Origin of the sequence: Paenibacillus prosopidis, assembly GCF_003337375.1 — a bacterium.
GTDB classification, from domain to species: Bacteria; Bacillota; Bacilli; order Paenibacillales; family Paenibacillaceae; genus Pristimantibacillus; species Pristimantibacillus prosopidis.
Map to the genome: position 1 here is coordinate 39,634 of NZ_QPJD01000010.1, position 20,736 is coordinate 60,369.

Genomic DNA, 20,736 nt, shown 5'->3' on the forward strand with positions numbered 1-20,736 from the left:
CCGAAAGAAATAAGGAAATAAAGAGAAGGGGCTGTTCCTCAAGGTCTACGACCTTTTGGGACAGCCCCTTTTGGTTATGTCATCATTTCCAATTTGGCAGTTCGATCGTAACTTCCCGTTTGCTCGCTGCCGAACGGAGGACGCCGTCGATGATGGCTTGATTATATAAGATTTGCTCACCGGGGATAGGCGCCGGACGACTATCCCGAATAGCCGCGACAAAATCCCGTACTTTCTCGGCGAATAAATCAAGGCGGTGCTCGATAATAGGAATAGTAGATTGAACATGCTGCCCCATGACGTCATGATATAGGGTCATGCTGCCGACGCTTCCATCCCAAACGCCGCTCCAAGGTCCCGAACCGGCAGAAGTGACCTTTAGGCCGCCTTCTGACCCAAGGAACATCGTAGCGCCTAATGTATCCATGTGCATAGCCCAGCTTATTTTATAATTGAGCACAATGTCGCCCTCAAGACGGATCATCGCTACGCCAAAATCCTCGACGTCAAAGCTTGCCGCCTCTTTATGATATTTAGGATTAGTGCCGAAATGATTAGACGTATACGCTGAGACGGTTAACGGTTTTGGATTTCCCAGCGCATTCAGAGCCATATCCAGCGAGTAGCAGCCAATATCGGCCATTGCACCTGCGCCGGCAAGCTCTTTGCGTATAAATGTGCCGGTAGGCATACCGCGACGTCTGCCTCCGCCCGTCTCCACGAAATATACGTTTCCTAGTTTCCCCGATTGAACGATTTCTTTAATTAAAGCCATATTAGGATCATATCTTGGCTGGAAGCCTACAGTCAGCATTTTCCCGCTGGCTTGTGCGGCTTCGACCATCTCGATCGATTGCTGTAGCGTGACTGACATCGGCTTCTCGACCAATACATGCTTTCCTGCATGAAGAGCGTTTACAGCGGTCTCGTGATGGGCGAAGTTTGGCGTGCAAATGCTAACTCCGTCAAGGTCCAGTTCTAGCAGCCTGCGGTGATCATCGAATGCCTTTGCAAGCGGAAGCTGTTCCTGATCGATGAAAGCCTGCGCCTTGCCTTCAATGCTGTCCGCTACCGCTATGATTTCTACATTCGGCATCGATTTATAAGCTGATCCATGGGCGCGGGCGATACCGCCGCTTCCGATTATGCCAATTCGTATCGTTTTCGACATGGTATGTACCTCTTTTCATAATGGTATTTCTACTTTAGCACAGGGCTATGCTGCTTGAAATTGCGAGAAAAGGACATACCGACTATAAAATAATGACAAGGCAGCTGTGAATAGAGTTGTATCTCTATCGGGGCTAAGCCCACACTGTTGCATGGCTCTGACATATACTGCTGAAAGTTGAATAATGTTAATCGATATTCAGAGGTGAATATAAGCATGGGTAAAAATGAAACAGGCGGGGTAACGATCATAACTCCGACGATCCGTCCGGAATTTATCGATCAAGTATTTCAAAATTATGCCCATCAAAAGTGGAGTAAGAAAGAATTAATCATTGTCATTAACAAAAACAATGTAAATATAAACTTATATAAAAATAAGGCAGTGGATTTTGCGGACGTATCCATATACAAGCTGCCAGAGAGCAAGAAGCTGGGTGCATGCCTTAATTATGCCATTTCACGTGCAAAGTACTCGTATGTTGCCAAATTCGACGATGACGACTATTATGCTCCAAACTATATACCGGAAGCGATGAATCTTTTCTTAAGCTCCGATGCAGATGTCGTAGGAAAACGCTCTTTCTTTTTTTATTTTCCGCATCTGTCGACGTTATTACTCCGCAAATCAAAGACTCCTCCTTATAGCAGGTGCAAAAAAATTGCGGGTGCTACAATAATGTTTCATAAACGGGTATTCCGGCGGGTTCAGTTTGCAACCCATGTACGGCAAGGCTCGGATGTTCGATTTGTCTCCGCCTGCTTAAAGAATGGTTATAAGTTGTACACAACAAGTCCTTATAATTTTGCGGCATTCCGCAGGACGAACCGGCAATCTCATACTTGGAAAGTTTCCGAGCGATCCTTATTTGCCGGCAAAAATACTAGCAGCATACGAACAAATAACTTCAAAAGCTACGTAAAAAGACCGCTGCGTAATACTCTGAAAACAATAAGTAAGGAGTTATTACCTGCGTCCTTTAATTTGAAAGAAATGTGATCAATTTGAATGATATTACAATGGCTATCAATCTTGCATTTTGTTACTATTTGCTTTGTATATGGTGACAGAATATGAGAAGGAGGCTGAAGTGCATGATATCTACCCGTACTGAATTAATCACTTACCCGGCGCCACTTGAGGCAGTCGTCAATAATGATTTCTCCGTTCGCGTCCGATTGGAAAACGGAGTGTGGCATGAGTTGTTCCCGTATCTGGTTCCTGTGGACATGCATAATGTGCGTGAGACTTCTATGGTTTCTTTTGACTTCGAGGGTGTCGTTGAGGTGGAAGTGACGAAGAGGGACGGCATTCTTGAGAGCGTAGATATACGTCCCAATAGCTTTGAAATCCCGTTCAATCAAATCGGGAATACCGTAACCTTCAAGCTTGACCGGCCGAGGAAGCTGTCATTCGAAGCGAATGGCGAGAGATTTCATAACCTGCATCTATTTGCAAATCCGCTCGAGACGAACGTGCCGGATCTGGAAGATCCCCGGACAATCTACATAAAACCGGGTAACCACCGGATGGAAGAGCTTGTTGCGCCGCTTACAACACCTAGTGATGGTGAAGGAGAGCTCCCAGAGATACTCTATTTTGGACCGGGCATGCATTTTATTGAGGAAAAGATATTGCGAATCCCTTCTGGCAAGACGGTATATATCGCCGGAGGCGCTATGGTAGTGGGCTCAATGATATGCGACCACGTAGAAGACGTTACGATCAGGGGACGCGGAATCGTTTATTTAACGAATATCGAGAAGACAACGTATTTGCGAACCGTACAAATCGATTTCTCACGCAACATTACGGTGGAGGGCATCATTTCTGTGGATCCCCCTCACTACAGCATTCATCTTGGGAAGTCGGAGCATGTTCATATCAGCAATTTCAAGACGTTCAGTACACGCGGGTGGTCTGACGGAATTGATATGATGTCCTGCTCATATGTAAATATCGACGACGTGTTTCTTCGCACATCCGACGATTGTATCGCGATCTATGGAAGCCGAGGGATTTTTTATGGGGATAGTACGAATATTTCTGTGAGAAATTCAGTGTTATGGGCGGATGTCGCGCATCCGATGATGATCGGCGTCCACGGGGATCACGAGCATGATGGAGACATTATTGAGAACATCGTCTTCGATAACATTGATATTTTGGAGCACCATGAGCCTCAGGATGGCTATTGGGGCTGTATGACCATTAATGCCGCCGACAAAAATACCGTCAGGAATGTTACATATAAGAATATCCGGGTAGAGCAATTTGAGCTTGGGCGGCTTATCGATATACGCGTCTTTCAAAATCCGAAATATAATCCTAGCCCCGGCAACAGAGTGGAAAATATCCGGTTTGAAAATATCGAGTTTAACGGAATATGCGAAAATCCGTCTGTTATCGAGGGCTTTGACGGGGATCGGATCGTTGATGGGATCACGATTGAGAATTTCAGAATCAACGGCATACAGGTGACAGATGCGCTATCGGGAAATATTCAAGTAGGGAAATATGTCAATAACGTTGTTGTAAAATGATAATTGATAGTGTCAATACAAAAAGTCGGTAACGACTGCATAAGCTTCGAAATGCAAAGGAGGAAATCCGGCGTCTCATGGCAGATGTCTAGTTTCCTCCTTTCTTTTTTCATTTCTAAATGCTGCTGCGGCTGATATACTAAATGGAAAGGTCTGGTATAAATGCATAAGGGCACGTTTTGATTAGTGGAGGGAAATAAATTGATACAAGTCATAAACACCATATTTATGGGACTTATTATATCAGGAATATTAAATCAGAAAACAACGATCAACAGTATGAGAGCGATAAAAATAATAATTATCTTACTTGTTTGTTCAATGTACTTTTTTCTGTATTCACTAACGCCTAATCTGATTATGATTTTTGGTCCGGGGGCTTGTTTAGTTATTTATTCATACATTGATTACGGACTTAAAAAACACTTAAAAAGTGAAGAAATATTTAAAGATCAATAGCGAATCAGGAGGAACCAGGTAAAATTTACTCGGGTCATACAAAGTTTGTTTAATCAATTACTGAAAGGTGGATTTTATGATTACCTTTGAAAAAGAGAATAATAAATTCAACTTTAGAGTTGCTGGAATCGCAATTCATGATAATCGAATATTACTACATACAACATTGAAAGATGATTTTTGGAATCTCCCAGGTGGACGGGTTGAATTTAATGAATCGACAGACCTAACAATCTTAAGGGAAATTAAAGAAGAGCTTGATATTGAAGTCCGAATCGAAGAATTACTCTTTGTTAACGAAGATTTCTTTGAATATGACGGAAAGAAATATCATGAAATCTGTTTTTATTATTTAATTACATTTCCATTGGGACATGAAATTATAAGGATTGATGATGAGTTTTACGGAATAGAAGATGAAGGAAGACTTATTTTTAAGTGGTTTCTCATTGATCAATTGATAGAATTAAATGTCTACCCTGAAATCTTAAGAACCGAGTTACTTAAATTGAAGGCAAATAATCAAATACATCATTTTGTGAATCATCAATAACGAACTTTGTGGGAGATAAACAGAATTTATAAACAAGATTATATTGGAAGCTGATCAAAAAAGGCAGTAACTGCGTATAACACCGTTTTCACGCTGCAATTGCTATCGCTCCGTGGTCTGAAGATGATTTTTTGAAGAACAGGGGACTGATAATATGTTCTATGTAAATTCAAGGGCAATTATTGAGAGAATCTCAAATCAAGAAACTGAAATAGTAATCCAATGCAGAACAAAGATAAATGAACCATTAAAAATTGAATTACCAGGTGGCAGAATAGAACCATTTGAGTCATTAACTGATGCCTTGAAACGGGAAGTTAAAGAAGAAACCGGATTAGATATTTATGAAATAGAAGGTGAAGATACGCGGATAGATACAGTAGGAATAAATTCTAATTTTGAAGTTGAATGTATACGACCATTTGCAGCTTATCAGACGATTAAAGGGCCGATTGATTCGGTGGGATATTATTTTAGATGCAAGGCAGAAGGGGTATTAGTACCAACCGGTGACGAAACAACGAATATCAAATGGATTAATCTACGAGAATTAAATAAATTAATAAATGATGATCCAATGCAATTTTCAGACGTAGATCGGGCTGGAATACTATATTATTTGAAACAATCACTCGAAGGGAATTATTGAAGGATAACTCGAAGAAGGTATTGACATCAGCTAACACCGTATTTACGCATCGGGTTAACGCCCTCGGTCCGCAAGAAGCTATTTTAAAAGGGAGTAATTTCAGGGGACAACCCTGCGAGGCTAAGAGCTGAATCACCCGTTCCCTTTAGTCAATTAAGACTCTCGGGTTCGTGAATACAAGAACGTTAGCTGAAATACGAAGCTTATTAAGTGGGTGATCTCAGTGGAGCAGTTAGAAACAAAACTTTCAATAAGACGTGCACAATTTGATGAAGCCTCAATAGTATTAAGCCTCTGGCAGATGTCTGCCAGATGGCTTAACTCAAAAGGGATTTATCAATGGAGACCCGAGTATTTTAATCTAGATAAAGTCATTAAATTTATGAATAACGGTTCGGATGTATACCTTGCAGAATTAAACAATGAATTTGTAGGGACTTATATTTTAACATGGTCAGATCCATTCATCTGGAAAGAACTTGATAACTTAGAATCTGGATACATACATAAATTTGCAGTTAATAGAGATTATCAAGGTTTTAGAATAGGTAGCTTTCTTCTAAAATCAGCTGAAGAACAAATTAAATTGAAAAGGAAGACATTAATAAGACTTGATTGTATGGCAGATAACATACGACTCAATCAGTACTATAAGGACAATGGATTCAATTTTATAAGAAGAATTAATGGAGAAGGCTGGAGTGCTAATTTATATGAGAAAAAGTGATTTGCGCCCGGTTCTTTAGACCTTAAGGTGGTAGGGCGTCGAGAATACAAGAACATTATACGACAGACCGAAGTTTTTATTAAAAAGTTATTCAAGAACTCATTCAAGATGAGAAGAGTATAAACCCTATGACATACATAGAACTACGTAACCGTATGGCAGATTTTTTAAGACATAACTGGCAAGCAATATTACTAATTCTGTATGAGGAAATTGTTGGGTACGGTCTGTATCAAGAAAGGGTAGGAGCAACAGAAAACGCAGTCAAGAGAAATCTATTTAAGATTGGGAAATCGACATCAGGAACATATCAACGTTATGAGAAATCATTGCAAGACATCTAATAGAACATACTTGGAGGAAGGTAAATGGACGATTTTACAAAAACCAGAGTAACAAAAATTATGGAAAAGTACGTGGGAACAAAAATTCCAAAACATCTTCAAAATCAAATAAAAATAACATTCAAGATAAGAGGAAATAATGTCACGCTGCTGGAAGAAAGACCCGCTTATATTGGTGAAGGATGGACTCAACTAGACATCGCTCAATTTAGATTGGATCAAAACAAATGGAAAGTCTATTGGAGAGACAGTAAACATAAGTGGCATTGGGTAGATGATATTAAACCTGATGAAGATTTTGAAAAACAATTGAAGATAGTGGACAAGGACAATAGAGGACTTTTCTGGGGTTAATCGGCGAAGGCAAAGACTTCTCATAACACCGCATTCAAGGGTAGGGCCAGCTAACGCTGACCCTCGGCCCGCAGAGGGAATTCGGGGAAGCGGATTCAGCGATTAAACAATTTACCGATGATACAGAACTCATGCCTAGACACGAAAGCTTTATTTTCGTATCTACACCCGGAAATCAGAGAGATTGTTTGGACAGATTATCTAATTAAATACTACAACATTTATTATAAGGATCTTAGAAGGCATGATGCATTAGGAGACAGTATCTTAATTGGACGAATCTTTTTGAGAATATTAGAAGAGTTTAAAGCTAGAAACATCAACGACATTGATTTAATTGAACCAGTACTCGTAAAGAGATTTCAAATCAAACCACTAGTGTGAGTTGCTTAATGGATGTGTATCTTCTGCTAACATCGTATTCACGCATCGGGCCTCTCGGCCCCTCGAGATGTAAATGGCAGGAAGCTGATTCAGCGGACACATCCGAACCGGCTAATTGCGCATGCGCAGCCGGCTACATACAAGTATTTTAATTTGAGAGGATTGGTCAAGTATGAGTACAATAGCAACGTAGGATTCTTTGACAATTTTTTTGTTTGGTTCTTTTTGTTTATTGGATTTTTGTTACTTGCTTACGGATTCCCTAAGAAGCAATAGAACACTTGGGCTTACGCGACTTGGTCTTCAAGAGGGATTTTGGGAAGATTACTCTCAATTGCAATTTTAAAATCTATTCACACTTTGTAATGGAGGGTAATAAATTGATACAAATTATAAACACCATAATTATTGGACTTATTGTATCTGGAATATTAAATCAGAAAGCAAAGATCAAAAGTATGAGAGGGATAAAAATATTAATTATCTTATTTGTTTGTTTAATTTACTTTTTTCTGTATTCACTAACTTCTAACCTAATTATGATTTTTGGTCCGGGGGCTTGTTTAGTTATTTATTCATACATTGATTACGGGCGTAAAAAACGACTAAAAAATGAAGAAAGATTGTAAGATCAATAATGAATCAGGGACATAAGGACGTTTACAGAAGCTATAAAATAAAAGAGAGGTGCAATAATGAGCGAATTTAGCGCAAGCTATCATTTGAGAACAAGAAGAAGAGATGATGTGGTAAATCTTATTAAAAACTCGGGTAATAAGGGTTACGTTTTCGAAGAGGCGAATGGATGGGTAAGCTTTGTAATTAAAGGTCCGGCCTTCGATATAGACGATTCTTTAATTTCCTGTAATCCTGGAATAATTGTGCATTATATTTACGCAGAGGATCATGGTTGGGAGTTAAGAATTTTTAACAAAGATGATCTAGTTTTCGAGTATAAGTGCGATTGGACCGATGAAATACATATTGAGAAAGAATTATTTGATATTGATCTCATTAAAGAATTAGTCATCGCTCAAGGTAACTCAGTTGATGATTTAGAATCGTTGTTTGATATAATTGATTATGATTTTGAGGAACCTGCCGCTTATAAATTTGCTGAGAAAATTGGACTTACATATTACGAATGGGTTTCGGCTGATTATTTCGATGACAGCGAAGTCGATGAAAGAGTATTGGTGGTAGATTAATCGAGGAAAAACGGATTCCAAAAGACAGCCCCTTCAAGCCATCAAATGGCGAAGGGGCTGTCTTTTTGTATTTTTCGATTCGATTTTAAAAAATTATGAGTAAAATGAATGAAATTGCAATAGATGAAGCGCTTTCATGGTGTTAATATTTGTTAGGAGTATGCAGCATTCAGGCCTGCATCTCATGGCAAGAAAAGCGCTTTGGAGGTGAATGAAGCACAGACATCATGTAAAGGCAGCTGGGGATTTATATTTTGAGGAGGAACATAATGAGAAGCATTAGTAACGGTGTCTTTAACACAAAGAAGTATTTGTCCAACCAGGTTGCGAGATTCTTGGCTGTGAGCCTCATTGTTGCGCTAATTTCGCAATTATTTATTCCGATGCAGTCTTCCGTGGTGCATGCAGAAACAGCAGCAAGTAATAGTAATGGCTATTTGGATAAAGTCGTATTTGGCGACGCCGCCTCAGAAAGCGCTCATCAATTTAAAGGCGATTTCACAACTTCCACGACGGGTTTCTTAGGCCAGCCTGCCCGTGTGTCGAATCCGCGTACACCTCTGGAGGGACAGGGCGGAGATTTAACGTTTACAATAAAGGTCGATCCCTATCTCCAGAACTATTTCACGATGAAGTTCTCGGATGAAGCGGGGCATCAACCGGTTCTTGTTGTTAACGGCGAGCAAGTAGGGTTTTACAGAAACGGGGATTATACGTTTAATCGGAGCTGGGGAATCCCGAACCGCTTTCTGTACTACACGATCATGCTTCCGCTGGAAACGACGGTAGGCAAGGAGACCGTTGAAATCACCATCAAAACGATGAACGTGTTTGGCAATATGGATACTACTTCCAAGAAATATTATACAGCCTACACGCATCCGCAAGCCTATCTGAATGTGGAGGATGAACCGCAAGGAGCGGAACTGTTTCCGGCGGACATGGCTTCCATTGTGAAGGCAGACATTACGGATGCTGAGAAGCAAGCCAAAGTAGATGCGCACAGACAAGCGCAAATCAGCCGGTTTAACACCATGTCGGGCCAGATCGATAGTTCGGCGGGCGCTAAATTTTCGATCGAGCGGTATAAGGACGATATGCGATATTATTCAAGGATATTGAATCAATCCTGGTCTCCCGCGAATACGCCGGAACTTAAAAAAGCGGCGCTGGCGCGTATTTTCAAATCGATTGACAATCATGTAAAAGATTATTACGCCGATTCAAGAAGGGTTCTTCGCGGCGGACATCAAGGCGACTGGGGCAGTTATTACAGCGCTTTGGGTGAAGCGCTGTACATTGTCGAAAACCTCATCAAGGATGATGCGGTATATGGACAAGCGGCATTCGACGCTTTCCTGAACCAACCGTTCGTCACTGGAACAGCCGCTGGCGAGTTCTCGCTGGCAGGCGTAGATTGGAACGGCGGCGAATTGACGCGCCGCGAAGCGTGGGAACGGGCGCTGAAAGCGAGCTTCGACTTTGCCCGCTCAAGGCTGTCCTATATTTATAACCAGCAGCTCTATACCTATGAGGGCGCATGGGAAGCTCACGAAGGGCTTGGTATAATCGGATCGAGCTTCTTTGAAGGCAAGCAGCGCAGCCATGACATTCTGCTTGAAGCGCTCGGCGTTATACCGTTTCTGGGCGAAGAAGTGCTGGTTGGACCGAATGGCGAGGAATTGGATGTGTACCACTCCCTTTTCCATCATGATGGCGCAGCGGTATTCACGAATGATTATGTGCATATTATCGGTAAAGGACTTGCCAAAAGCAAGCTGGATGCTGAAGGAAAAGTCGAAAGACGGAAGCCGTACGGGGAGCATTACGTAGGCATTACCGAAGCCGGTTTGTCTAGAGAAAATACGTATGTAGGCAACTATGGAGAAGCCGTCAACTATCTTCCGGAATATTTCTATAAAACATTAAATCACGCAGGCGATGAAGCGCTAAACGACGAGATCCTGAAACTGGCGTTAAAAACGATTAATGCCCGCAAGTATCTCCGCGTTCCGATGCTCAATGGCGACAAGAATCGGGTTATGACCGCAGATCAAACGCTGGATGAACGGAACGAAGGTCCGATCGGATTTGACGCCTACGGACCAAAAGCGAGCTCTGGAACGGCTCTGCTGTTCGCGTCTTTGGAGATGGCGATGGTTCAGAACGAGCAGAGGTACAGCGGTCCGGAATGGGAGAAGTACTGGCAGTATGCGAAAGAGGCAGTCGGGTTTACTCAGCAGCAAATGCTGGATAACCAACTGTTCAATCACGGTTTCGGCTCGTATAGCGCGTCGATGAGCTCAGAGAATTTTCTGGTGCCGGAAGTCTATAGCTACCTGACTGGTGAGCGGGACGACTACGAGCGGCTGGGAGGAACATTAAAGGCAAGCGTTATTTTGCCGCACACGGATTTCGATTATTATACACCGGAAGAAATGGCCGAACTGGGCGTTGACCCGGCAGATTATCAGCAGTTTGCATGGGCAGACATCGACAACATGATCTTGTCGGTAAGAGACGGCGATCTTTCGTTTAACGGCTCGTTGTATCTCCGCAATCGCGGACTGGCAGGCAACGGACGTCTTCATGTGATGAAAGACAATTATGAAAGCGTCGTACAAGTCGCCACCAACTCGAAATTCCAGTATGAGGACTATTACATTCGTACGCAGAATGTAGACGTTGATTTTATGTCGGATCAAGCAGCCAATGTAGCCAACCTGCCGCAAGCGCTGGCCGGCGAAGTGAATCCATCTGCTTATCAACCGGGCGTCGGCAGGGTCAACCGCGATAACTTCGAAGTGGACCATCCGTATTCCGGTTATCCGGATTTGATGACGGCCAGATACGGGAAATATTTCATGGCCATCAATACAACCCGGAGCGAGTATGGAAACGAACAATCGTTTGAGATTGAGCTGCCGTCCGATTACAACGGAAGCACGGTGCTGGATTTGGTGACGGGAGCGAATGTTCCTGTGGTGAACGGGAAAGTGACGATTTCGCACAAGTCGGCAATGGTGCTGAAGCTGAACTCCGAGTTCGATGCCGCCCAGAAGCCTTACCACGTTGATTTTGTGAATGCGCTGGCAGGCAACGGATATGTCGGCCTTTCGTGGAGAACGGCGGCAGGCGGGAAAACGTACACCATTAAACGTTCGACAACGGAAAACGGCACTTATGAGACTATAGCAACAGGAGTAACAGGAAATTATTACAAAGATACGGATGTACAGAACGGCAGCGTCTATTATTACAAAGTAGCAGCCGTAAACGATAACGGAGCCGGATGGGATTCCTGGCGGGCCAAGGCCGATTTGACAGCGCCTGTATCCGGCATTACTGACGGGGTATGGCGTGACGATAGGATCGGCACAAGTTCCGGCAGTGCGACGGTTAATGGCGCTTCGGTCGCGATCGCGTCTGCCGGTGGAACGGGTCTCGGAACCGGTGACGACTACAATATTTACAACAGAAACATTAACGACTCCTTGCATTTCGTCAGTCAGGTTGTAGGCGGCGACAGCACGGTCAGCGCGAAGATTGACAGCCAGAGCGGAGCGGCAAGCGGAATTATGCTGCGTGACCAGCTTGCTTCTAATACGCGTTATATGTATTTTGGCGCAGACAAGGACGGCAATCTCGTCTTGCAAAGCCGGACAAGAGATTCCCGCGTCCAATGGTCCGGTATTGTCATGAGTCCATACAACCCGGGGGCTACCGGCTACAAGGCAGCCGATTATCCGTATATTAAATTGGTACGCGAACACGATTCGCAAAATGTGAATGCGTTTGTGTCCAAGGATGGCGTAGCCTGGGAATTTGTCAAGAAGATGATGGTCCTGTTGCCATATGCCTACCATGCAGGCGTTGTGGCAGCGGATCAAGCGCAGTTCAGCGAGGTATCCGTAATGGAAACGCCGCGCAATATCATTGAGCCGTATATCGTTAAAGCGAAGGATCAGGTTACGGTTCATTGGAATAAACCGAAGCAGGCTGCCTACTTCCATCTGTATCGCACCAATGATGAAGCGGCGAGCTTGACTGATCCGGTATTCAAAACAGGCACGACGGAACTGGTAGACGGTTCCCCTTGGACGAAAGTTCTCGCAGGTACGAGAGCGACTTCCTTCAAAGAAGCAAGCCTGAAATACGGCAGCTTGCACTACAAGGTCATGGCCGTCCATGGCGATGGATCGCTGCAACTGTTCTCTGCTACCGTTTCAGCTTATGCGGATTCCATTGCAGTCGTAATGGGAGATGCCGAGAGCCTTCCGGCAAAAGACTACACGAAGGCCAGCTTCTACCTGTATCACAAAGAGCTGGACCGCGTCAAAGCGGAAATAGCAAAACCTGATTTCGACGAGGAGCAGCTGATTAACGACATCTATGCAGCCAAAAGTTTGCTTGTTTCGTTCAGAACGCTGCTGACGAAGGTCCAGATGCAGCCTTCTATGGTTCGAGCATCCGAAAAATATTGGGGAAATGACAATATCTCTGAAGCGCAAAACGGATGGTTTTTATTCGATGGCATAACGACTAACCTTACCCACACCAGGTCGGCTGTAAGCTGGGTTGATATCGACTTTGGCGCAGGCAATGAAAAAGTAGTTGACACATTCAAATACCTTCCAAGGGAGAGTCATTTCACCCGTGCTAACAATACGGTCTTTAAAGGCTCTAACGATGGCGTAAACTGGGTCGATCTTCATAAGATTACTGGCATAACGTCATTCAAATGGTATTCGGCCATCAATCCTGATCCAACACCATACCGGTATATCCGTATCTATGATAATCATTCCGGTTTCGTGAACTTTCAGGAAGTAGAGCTCCTGGAGAGAGGCATAGACAAAACGCTGCTCACCCAGCTGCTGGATGAATCGGCTGCAGCTGTTGCTGCTGAGATTTATACGGCTGAAAGCTTGCAGCTTCTCGAGCAGGCTGTAACCGCAGCAACGCCGATTGCCGGCAATGAGAATGCAACACAGGAAGAGATTGATGCGGCGGCAGAGGACTTGGTAACGGCGTTAAAGGGACTGCAGTATATTCCGGGAATGCCGGTGCTTGATTCCATTGGAAACAAAACCGTCATTGCGGAAAAAGAGCTATCCTTTGTCGTACAAGCGACGAATACCGATGCAGACATTGTATACGGGGTCAGCGGACTGCCTGAAGGAGCCACCTTCAACGCGGATACCCAAACCTTTGCATGGACGCCGGCCAAAGAACAGAGCGGCGTTTATGCCGTAACCTTTACCGCAACATCCGGTGAGAAGTCTTCTTCTCAAACCATCAAGATTACTGTAAAAGGGCAGCCGATCTTCTCCTCTGACACGAATGTGGAGCTGACGGCGAAACAACAGATCACCTATAAAGTAACGGCAACTGATCTATCAGGAGAAGCATTATCTTACAGCGCCGGCAATTTGCCTGCAGGCGCGGTATTCAACGCATCGACCGGCGCTTTCATATGGACACCAGGCCAAGCGGATTATGGCAGTCATCCGGTAACCTTTACGGTCAGCAACAGTAATTTTTCAGTTACACAAATCGTTGACTTTAAGGTCATGCTTAATATTCTTTCTTCTACAGACATTACAAAGGGCAGCTACTACCTCTACATGAAGGAAGTAGAGCGGATCGAAGCGGAGATGGCAAAACCGGAAGCCGATAAGGTGCAGCTTGCAGCTGAGCTTGGCCAGGCGGAAGGCTTACTTGTTCCGGTTCCGTCGCTTTATGCGTTTGAAGGAAATGCGGACAATTCCTTAGGAACGTCTCACGGAACCGTCGACGGGACGCCTGTTTACACGGAAGGAAAAGTCGGCCAAGCCTTCAATATGAGTGGTGACGATTATGCCACGCTGCCAGCTTCGCATATAATGTCCACTTACAATGAGATCACCTTTGCAACATGGGTGTACTGGAGGGGCGGAAGTAATTGGCAACGGATTTTCGATTTCGGGAACAACACCAATCAATATATGTTCCTTACTCCGAGTTCAGGCAACAATACGCTGCGTTTCGCGATCAAGAACGGCGGCGGCGAACAAATGGTGCAAACCTCGCAGCTTGCCGCTAATCAATGGGTTCATGTGGCGGTAACGCTCGGAAACGGTACGGCGCAATTGTATGTTAACGGCGAGCAGAAGGCCACTGTTAACGGCTTCACGATCAAACCGAGCGATTTCAAACCAAGCAAGAACTACATTGGAAAGAGCCAGTGGCCCGATCCGCTGTACAATGGTTTGGTCGACGAATTCCGCATTTATAATCACGTTTTAACGGTAGAAGAGATTCAGGCCGTAGTGAACAATACGGCGAAGTGGATCGACAACAGCTTGCTGACGATCTTACTGGAGGAAGCTTCAGCTATTAACGCCGACTATTATACAGAGGAAAGTGTAGCGGTCCTACAGAAGGCTGTATCAGATGCGGAGCTCGTATCAGCAAATGCTGATGCAACCCAAGCAGAGATTAATGCGGCGGATGCCCCCCTGCTTGCGGCATTGAAAGGGTTGCAATGGAAGGATGTATCCACGTCCTTTGATCCTGCGGTTCCGAATGGCAAGAACGGCTGGTATACGTCACCTGTCACAGTGACTTTGTCTCCTACGCCAATTGCGGAATACAGCCTGGACGGCGGAAGCAGCTGGGCCGCTTATGATGCGCCTATTAATCTGAAAGAAGAAGGAACGCACAAGCTTTTGTACCGTTCCGTAAAAACGGGAGAGGAGAAATCACTGGAGGTTAAAATCGACCTAACGGCACCTGTGGCGAAAATAACAGGCGCGGCTTCGTATACGATCGACCAGACGGTTACCATGACGTGCACCGCGACCGATGTTACTTCGAGTGTTTACGGTACACCATGCGATAAACCGATGCTTCAGGCCAAAGCGTATACACTAGTGGCCGGACAGAATTCGGTAACGTTCACAGCGGAGGACACGGCAGGCCATGCAACGACGGTTACGCATACGTTCACTGTTAAGGCAACGTTTGACAGCTTAAAGACAGTAACGTACGCTTTCCTTCAGGCGAAAGGTGCCAAAGGATGGGAAGGCGTCGCAAAGTCGCTCAACTATAAGCTGGATCAAGCGAAAGCTGCGGCTGGACGCGGCGACACAGCTGCGGTGAAGGACTTGATGACCTCTTATATAGGTCAAGTAACGGATCAGTCCGGAAAAACATTAACGAAAGAACAAGCGGATATCCTGATCCGGTGGGCTCAATCGCTTATTTAAACCGAATCGAAATAATATTGAATACCTGATAATTCTTTTAGCAGCCCTATAAGGGCTGCTATTTTTTTATGATTTTTTCTGTGACCGATAAACTTTGAAACTACAGCCTTATTTCAGCTTTTAAGCACATTGCTTTCTGAATCCATGTTGAATGTTGTCGAAACTTCTAATATACTTACTTAAAAAACGCCATAAGACTGAAATTTTTTTGTTTATGATTTAATGTGAATGTAGTACATTTGTGTAAGCGTTTGCACAATAAACTTGGATATTTATAATAAAAGGAAGTGGTTCAGTTATCAGTTGGTCATACCTCTATAGATAAATATACATTCATTGTGAAGGGGGATATGTTACATGAGATTGCTTCCAAAGTATAGAAATTCCTTTTTTACCCGTCTCATTTTATCCTATACAATATTGGCGGTTGTCTTAATAGGACTTGCGGGAGGTTACTTGTATTCCCAAGCCAATCGAATGATGGTCGACGAAATCGCAAGGGACAGTCAAATCCGGCTTAATACTGCCAAGGATTATGTTGAACAGACGCTGCTTGCCAAGTTTGAAGCCAATCTTCAAAACACCACTTTATCAACCATTTTCACTCAACAAAATTCCAATTTAAACTATTTATTGGACAACAGTTGGGAAGGTCAATCTACCCGCATTTTACAGTTTCGACAAGATCTTGAATTGATCGTACATGCAAATGAAGGGGCTTCCAACGCAACGGTCTATTTTCATAAAGATAATTACGTAGTGGATAAAAATCATTTTTATATGGTGCCCGATAACTCCGCGGACGCTGCTTTCATCAAGAAGCTGGAACAAATGATTGCGAACCGGTGGATGATTCGAACGCTGCCGGACGGGAAGCAAGCAATGACCTATATCGTTAAGCTTCCTTATGAAAATTTGAATGCCTCACCCAAAGGCTATCTCTTTCTTGATATCGATCTGAAGCATATTACTCAAGCGACTGCTAAAATTATGAGCTCGCCGCTCGAAAAGCTATATATATTCGATAAATCCGGGAGCTTAATCGTTCATACGGGTGACGCGAATCCAGAGGAGGTCAGTCTCCTTCAGAACGCAATCAGCTCTGGTGAATCGGTTCAGGAAATTAACGATGAGAAACAGGGCAATATCGTTTTATCGTATCTTGATGGGGAGAAGTCGGAAAACGGTTGGACCTATGCGATCATTCGCCCGATAAATTCGTTTGTTCTGTCGTCGGAGCAATTCAAAACGAGCATATTTGTAGGCTGCAGTCTGGTGCTCTTGTTTGGATTAATAATTTCCTATATGTTTTCGAAAAGATTTTATATCCCGATGAAAAGGTTGGTTCAAAACATACGGAGTCTGTATCAACCCGACTCATCGCAGCCGCAGGCGAATGAGTTTGCTATGATCGGTAGCGCATTGAATTTTATGGGTCAAAAAATCGTGAATCTTGAGTCCCGGGCAAAAACGAATGAGATGAAAAATCTGGTTTTGGGCGCCAGCCTTGAACTGGAGCATATGGATGAAATACCGCAGGAGCGCCGATTTATGGTTGCGCATATTCGTCTTATTGAAGGCTATACAGACAAATTCAAGCAGCGTTATGCTGATGTTGATGAGACTATGCGCTTCGAGCTTGTGTGCTTGAATCCTCAGGAGGCCGCCATTATCTATTTTTTAGATTCAAATGGAGCAAACGAAGACGAGACGATTGCTGCGCATTTGGATCGGATCAAAGAGGAAGTTCGTGAGGAGTTCCGTTTCGGGGCTGCGGTTGGCACCTTAGTACATTCACTTGAAGAAATCCCGATTTCATATCAATTGGCGCAGCAAGCTTATCGTTATCGTTTTATGTACGGTCCGGAAGCGATCGTTCTACATTCGAAAATTTCAACTTTCCATTCAAGCCCATATCAGTTTGCGTTCGATATTTATAAAAATGCGTTGAAGGCGGGGGACGTGAACGGAGCGAACCGATTTATAGATGAATTTGCCGCCATTCTGGAGAAACGGAGCCTTCAGTTAGAGACGGTGGAGCTGTCATTGCTGCAGCTGGTTTCCACTTTGTATCAAGTTGTTATTGAATTGGATCTGCAAAACCTGGTTCCTCCGTCCAACCTGTTCGATGAATTGAAAAAGGATACTCTCGCGGCGACGATCGATTCCATTAGAAGTCTTTCCGAAAGGATGGTGCTTCATGTACGTGAATCGGGCAGTCATGCGCACACGGATGTCATTTTAAAATTAAAAACGTACATCGATGAGCACTTGCATGAAGATCTTTCGTTGAATATACTCTCTGAAGTGGCCTCGCTGGCGCCGGCATACATTTCTACCTTATTTGGCGAAGTTATGAAGGAAACGTTTACCGAATATGTCACCCGGACACGGCTGGATAAAGCTGCGGTCTTGCTTCAGAAAGAAGCGCGAATGTCCGTCGCCGATATCGCGTCCCTTGTAGGCTATCGAAATCCGCAATATTTTCACAATAAATTCAAAGCCCGATACGGCATCACGCCAATCCAATACCGTAATGCGAATAGTACGGTTACAATGGCCAATTAGCACGCTTCCAAAAAAATGAAAAAAGCAGCCCATTACTGGGTTGCTTTTTTATTTATTAAAGAAATTATAAGCATATTTGAAAGAATGTATAGGCAATCAAATGAATTTACAATGGAAATAGCGCTTTCACACTTGTAATGTAAAGGCAAGCGAGTTAGGCAACCGACGCCTTACACTCATCTACTTTTTTTGAAAGGAGCTTACAAGCATGAATCCGAAAAACGACCCTGAATTTGACAGTATCAAAGGGTCGAAAAACATCGAAATTAGTTGAAATAAGGGAATTGTATAAAAATTACAAATTTTATATTTTTTAATAAAATAATAATACACCATGCACCTCTTGTCGATTAATCATTAGAAATTGATATTTGTATTAACTAAATTAGATGATGCCAACCGAAAATTACAATAAATCTCGCGAAATTGTTATATTCCGCGCAAAATGATGCGCTTATGATTAAGTTATGAAAGCGTTACGAAAAAGAAGCAGGGCGGAAGCATCTCGCCGGACGCTGTGACAAGACTTCGACATCGTACTCATCAAGCTTCTATGCAATTGTGGGAAAGGAATGTTCAATCATGAGTAATGCGAATATTGCAAGCATTGAAAGCGTTGCCAAAACAACCGAACGAAAAGATTCGAAATGGGGGGCAACGTGGAGGGAGTACAAAAAGAGCAAGTATTTATTTTTTATGCTCATTCCCGTCCTTATCTGGTATGCCATCTTTCATTACGGTCCGTTATACGGCGTTTTGCTGGCGTTCAAGGATTTTAGCCCGAGGCTCGGAATACTAAACAGTCCATGGATAGGGTTAGATCATTTTAAGTTTTTGTTCTTCCAATCACCCGACTTTATGCGAATCTTCCGAAATACGGTTCTGATTAGCTGCTACCACATGATATTTGGGTTTCCCGCGCCTATTATACTCGCCTTATTGTTGAACGAGCTGCGGCTTGGATGGTTCAAGCGGATCGCCCAGACGATTTCGTACCTTCCTCACTTCTTCTCGTGGGTCGTGCTTTCCGGAGTCGTTATCGTCATGCTGTCGCCGTCGGAAGGACCGGTCAACTTCCTGTTAAAGCTGGTGAACATTGAGCCGATTTACTTCCTTGCCGACACTGACTATTTCCGCTCGACGCTGGTAGGAACGGGGATATGGAAAGAGATCGGATGGGGAACGATCATCTATTTGGCCGCGCTATCGGGCATCGACCCGGCGCTATACGAGGCGGCCGTCATCGACGGCGCCAATCGAATAAAACAAATTTGGTATATTACGCTTCCTTCGATATTGCCGGTTATTACGATATTATTCATTCTTTCCCTGGGCGGCATCCTGAACGCGGGCTTCGACCAAATCTTCAACCTGTACAACCCTGCCGTGTACGAGGTCGCCGACATTATCGATACGTACGTCTATCGGGTGGGTATCCTGGGAGCGCAATTCGGGTTAACGACCGCGGTCGGATTGTTCAAGAACGTGATCGGAATTGCTTTGGTGCTGGGGACGAACTATGTCGTGAAGAAAATGGGACAAGAAGGCGTTCTTTAACGGGACGCGTGGAAGGGGAAAGAAACTTTGAAACAGACTACAGGTGAAAAGATATTCCAAACTGTACTTATCGTATTCATTACAGTGATGTGCATCGTCATGATCTATCCGTTTTTGCATATTGCTTCCGTATCCTTGAGCTCTCCGGCCGAGGCCACCCGATTCGGAATCCATCTCTATCCGAAGGAAGTCGATTTCACAGGTTGGAAGCAAGTTCTGGCCCAGGAGAAAATATGGATAGGATTCGGCAATTCGGTTTTCCGGACCGTTGTCGGGACTTTCCTGACTTTAATTATGATGTCGCTCTGCGCTTATCCGCTGTCGCGCAAATATTTGCCGCACCGAAATGTTTACACTATGCTTATTCTCTTCACGATGTTCTTCGGCGGAGGCATCGTGCCGACCTACTTGCTGATCAGGTCGCTGAATCTGATGGATTCGGTATGGGTGTACATTATTCCGGGACTCGTTCCTACGTTTTCGATGCTCGTCCTGCGTAACTTCTTCATGTCGATTCCGGCCGAGCTGGAGGAATCGGCCAAGATCGACGGCGCCAACGACATCCGCATTTTGTTCAACATCGTGCTGCCGCTCTCGAAGCCCGTACTCGCTACTTTAGCGCTATGGAGCGCGGTCGGACATTGGAACGCCTGGTTCGATGCCGTGCTGTACATTACCGATCAAAGCAAGCAAGTGCTGCAGTTCTTCTTGCGTGAGATCGTAATTACGAATGCGGATAGAGAAACGCTAGGCAATTCCGCTATCGGGAATATAAGATATGAAGCTCCTATTAAAGCTGCTACCATCATGTTTGCAATACTGCCGATCCTTGTCGTTTATCCATTCTTGCAGAAGTACTTCGTCAAAGGAACGATGATCGGCTCGCTCAAAGGTTAAGTTGGTTTACTCGGTGGCACTTGCTGCCACCGTTTAAATAAATTTTATTTGCACGATACAAAAGGGAGGAAG

The 20,736-nt window shown here is 44.0% G+C and carries 12 protein-coding genes; 11 read left to right on the forward strand and 1 reads right to left on the reverse strand.

The window, feature by feature from the left end:
• Nucleotides 1–82: 82 nt before the first annotated feature.
• Nucleotides 83–1,171, reverse strand: coding sequence for a Gfo/Idh/MocA family protein (locus DFP97_RS16495; protein WP_114381293.1), 1,089 nt, complete (start codon nucleotides 1,169–1,171; stop codon nucleotides 83–85).
• Between the two features lie 216 nt (nucleotides 1,172–1,387).
• On the opposite strand from DFP97_RS16495, the gene DFP97_RS16500 reads away from it, so the two are divergent.
• From DFP97_RS16500 to DFP97_RS16570, 11 genes are all read left to right on the forward strand, one after another.
• Nucleotides 1,388–2,170, forward strand: coding sequence for a glycosyltransferase family 2 protein (locus DFP97_RS16500; protein WP_114381294.1), 783 nt, complete (start codon nucleotides 1,388–1,390; stop codon nucleotides 2,168–2,170).
• Between the two features lie 95 nt (nucleotides 2,171–2,265).
• Nucleotides 2,266–3,714: a glycosyl hydrolase family 28 protein gene (locus DFP97_RS16505; RefSeq protein WP_114381295.1), complete on the forward strand. Its 1,449-nt coding sequence runs from the start codon at nucleotides 2,266–2,268 to the stop codon at nucleotides 3,712–3,714.
• A gap of 535 nt (nucleotides 3,715–4,249) precedes the next feature.
• Nucleotides 4,250–4,726 (forward strand): NUDIX hydrolase, encoded by a 477-nt coding sequence (locus DFP97_RS16515; RefSeq protein ID WP_114381297.1) that lies wholly within the window; start codon nucleotides 4,250–4,252, stop codon nucleotides 4,724–4,726.
• A gap of 154 nt (nucleotides 4,727–4,880) precedes the next feature.
• Nucleotides 4,881–5,375: an NUDIX hydrolase gene (locus DFP97_RS16520; protein WP_114381298.1), complete on the forward strand. Its 495-nt coding sequence runs from the start codon at nucleotides 4,881–4,883 to the stop codon at nucleotides 5,373–5,375.
• Nucleotides 5,376–5,598: 223 nt separating this feature from the next.
• Nucleotides 5,599–6,102 carry a GNAT family N-acetyltransferase gene (locus DFP97_RS16525; protein WP_114381299.1) on the forward strand — a complete coding sequence of 168 codons (504 nt, stop codon included), beginning with the start codon at nucleotides 5,599–5,601 and terminating at the stop codon, nucleotides 6,100–6,102.
• A gap of 368 nt (nucleotides 6,103–6,470) precedes the next feature.
• Nucleotides 6,471–6,800: a DUF3024 domain-containing protein gene (locus DFP97_RS16535; protein ID WP_114381301.1), complete on the forward strand. Its 330-nt coding sequence runs from the start codon at nucleotides 6,471–6,473 to the stop codon at nucleotides 6,798–6,800.
• Nucleotides 6,801–7,879: 1,079 nt separating this feature from the next.
• Entirely contained in the window at nucleotides 7,880–8,392 is a 513-nt protein-coding gene (locus DFP97_RS16550; protein ID WP_114381304.1) for a hypothetical protein, read from the forward strand.
• A 269-nt stretch (nucleotides 8,393–8,661) separates the two neighbouring features.
• On the forward strand, nucleotides 8,662–15,642 hold the full coding sequence (locus DFP97_RS16555; RefSeq protein ID WP_114381305.1) for a LamG-like jellyroll fold domain-containing protein: 6,981 nt from the start codon (nucleotides 8,662–8,664) through the stop codon (nucleotides 15,640–15,642).
• A 357-nt stretch (nucleotides 15,643–15,999) separates the two neighbouring features.
• Entirely contained in the window at nucleotides 16,000–18,210 is a 2,211-nt protein-coding gene (locus tag DFP97_RS16560) for a helix-turn-helix domain-containing protein (protein WP_114381306.1), read from the forward strand.
• Between the two features lie 582 nt (nucleotides 18,211–18,792).
• On the forward strand, nucleotides 18,793–19,767 hold the full coding sequence (locus DFP97_RS16565) for an ABC transporter permease (protein ID WP_114381307.1): 975 nt from the start codon (nucleotides 18,793–18,795) through the stop codon (nucleotides 19,765–19,767).
• 27 nt (nucleotides 19,768–19,794) lie between these two features.
• Nucleotides 19,795–20,664, forward strand: a complete 870-nt coding sequence (locus DFP97_RS16570; protein ID WP_245976313.1) for a carbohydrate ABC transporter permease — start codon at nucleotides 19,795–19,797, stop codon at nucleotides 20,662–20,664.
• Nucleotides 20,665–20,736: the final 72 nt, after the last annotated feature.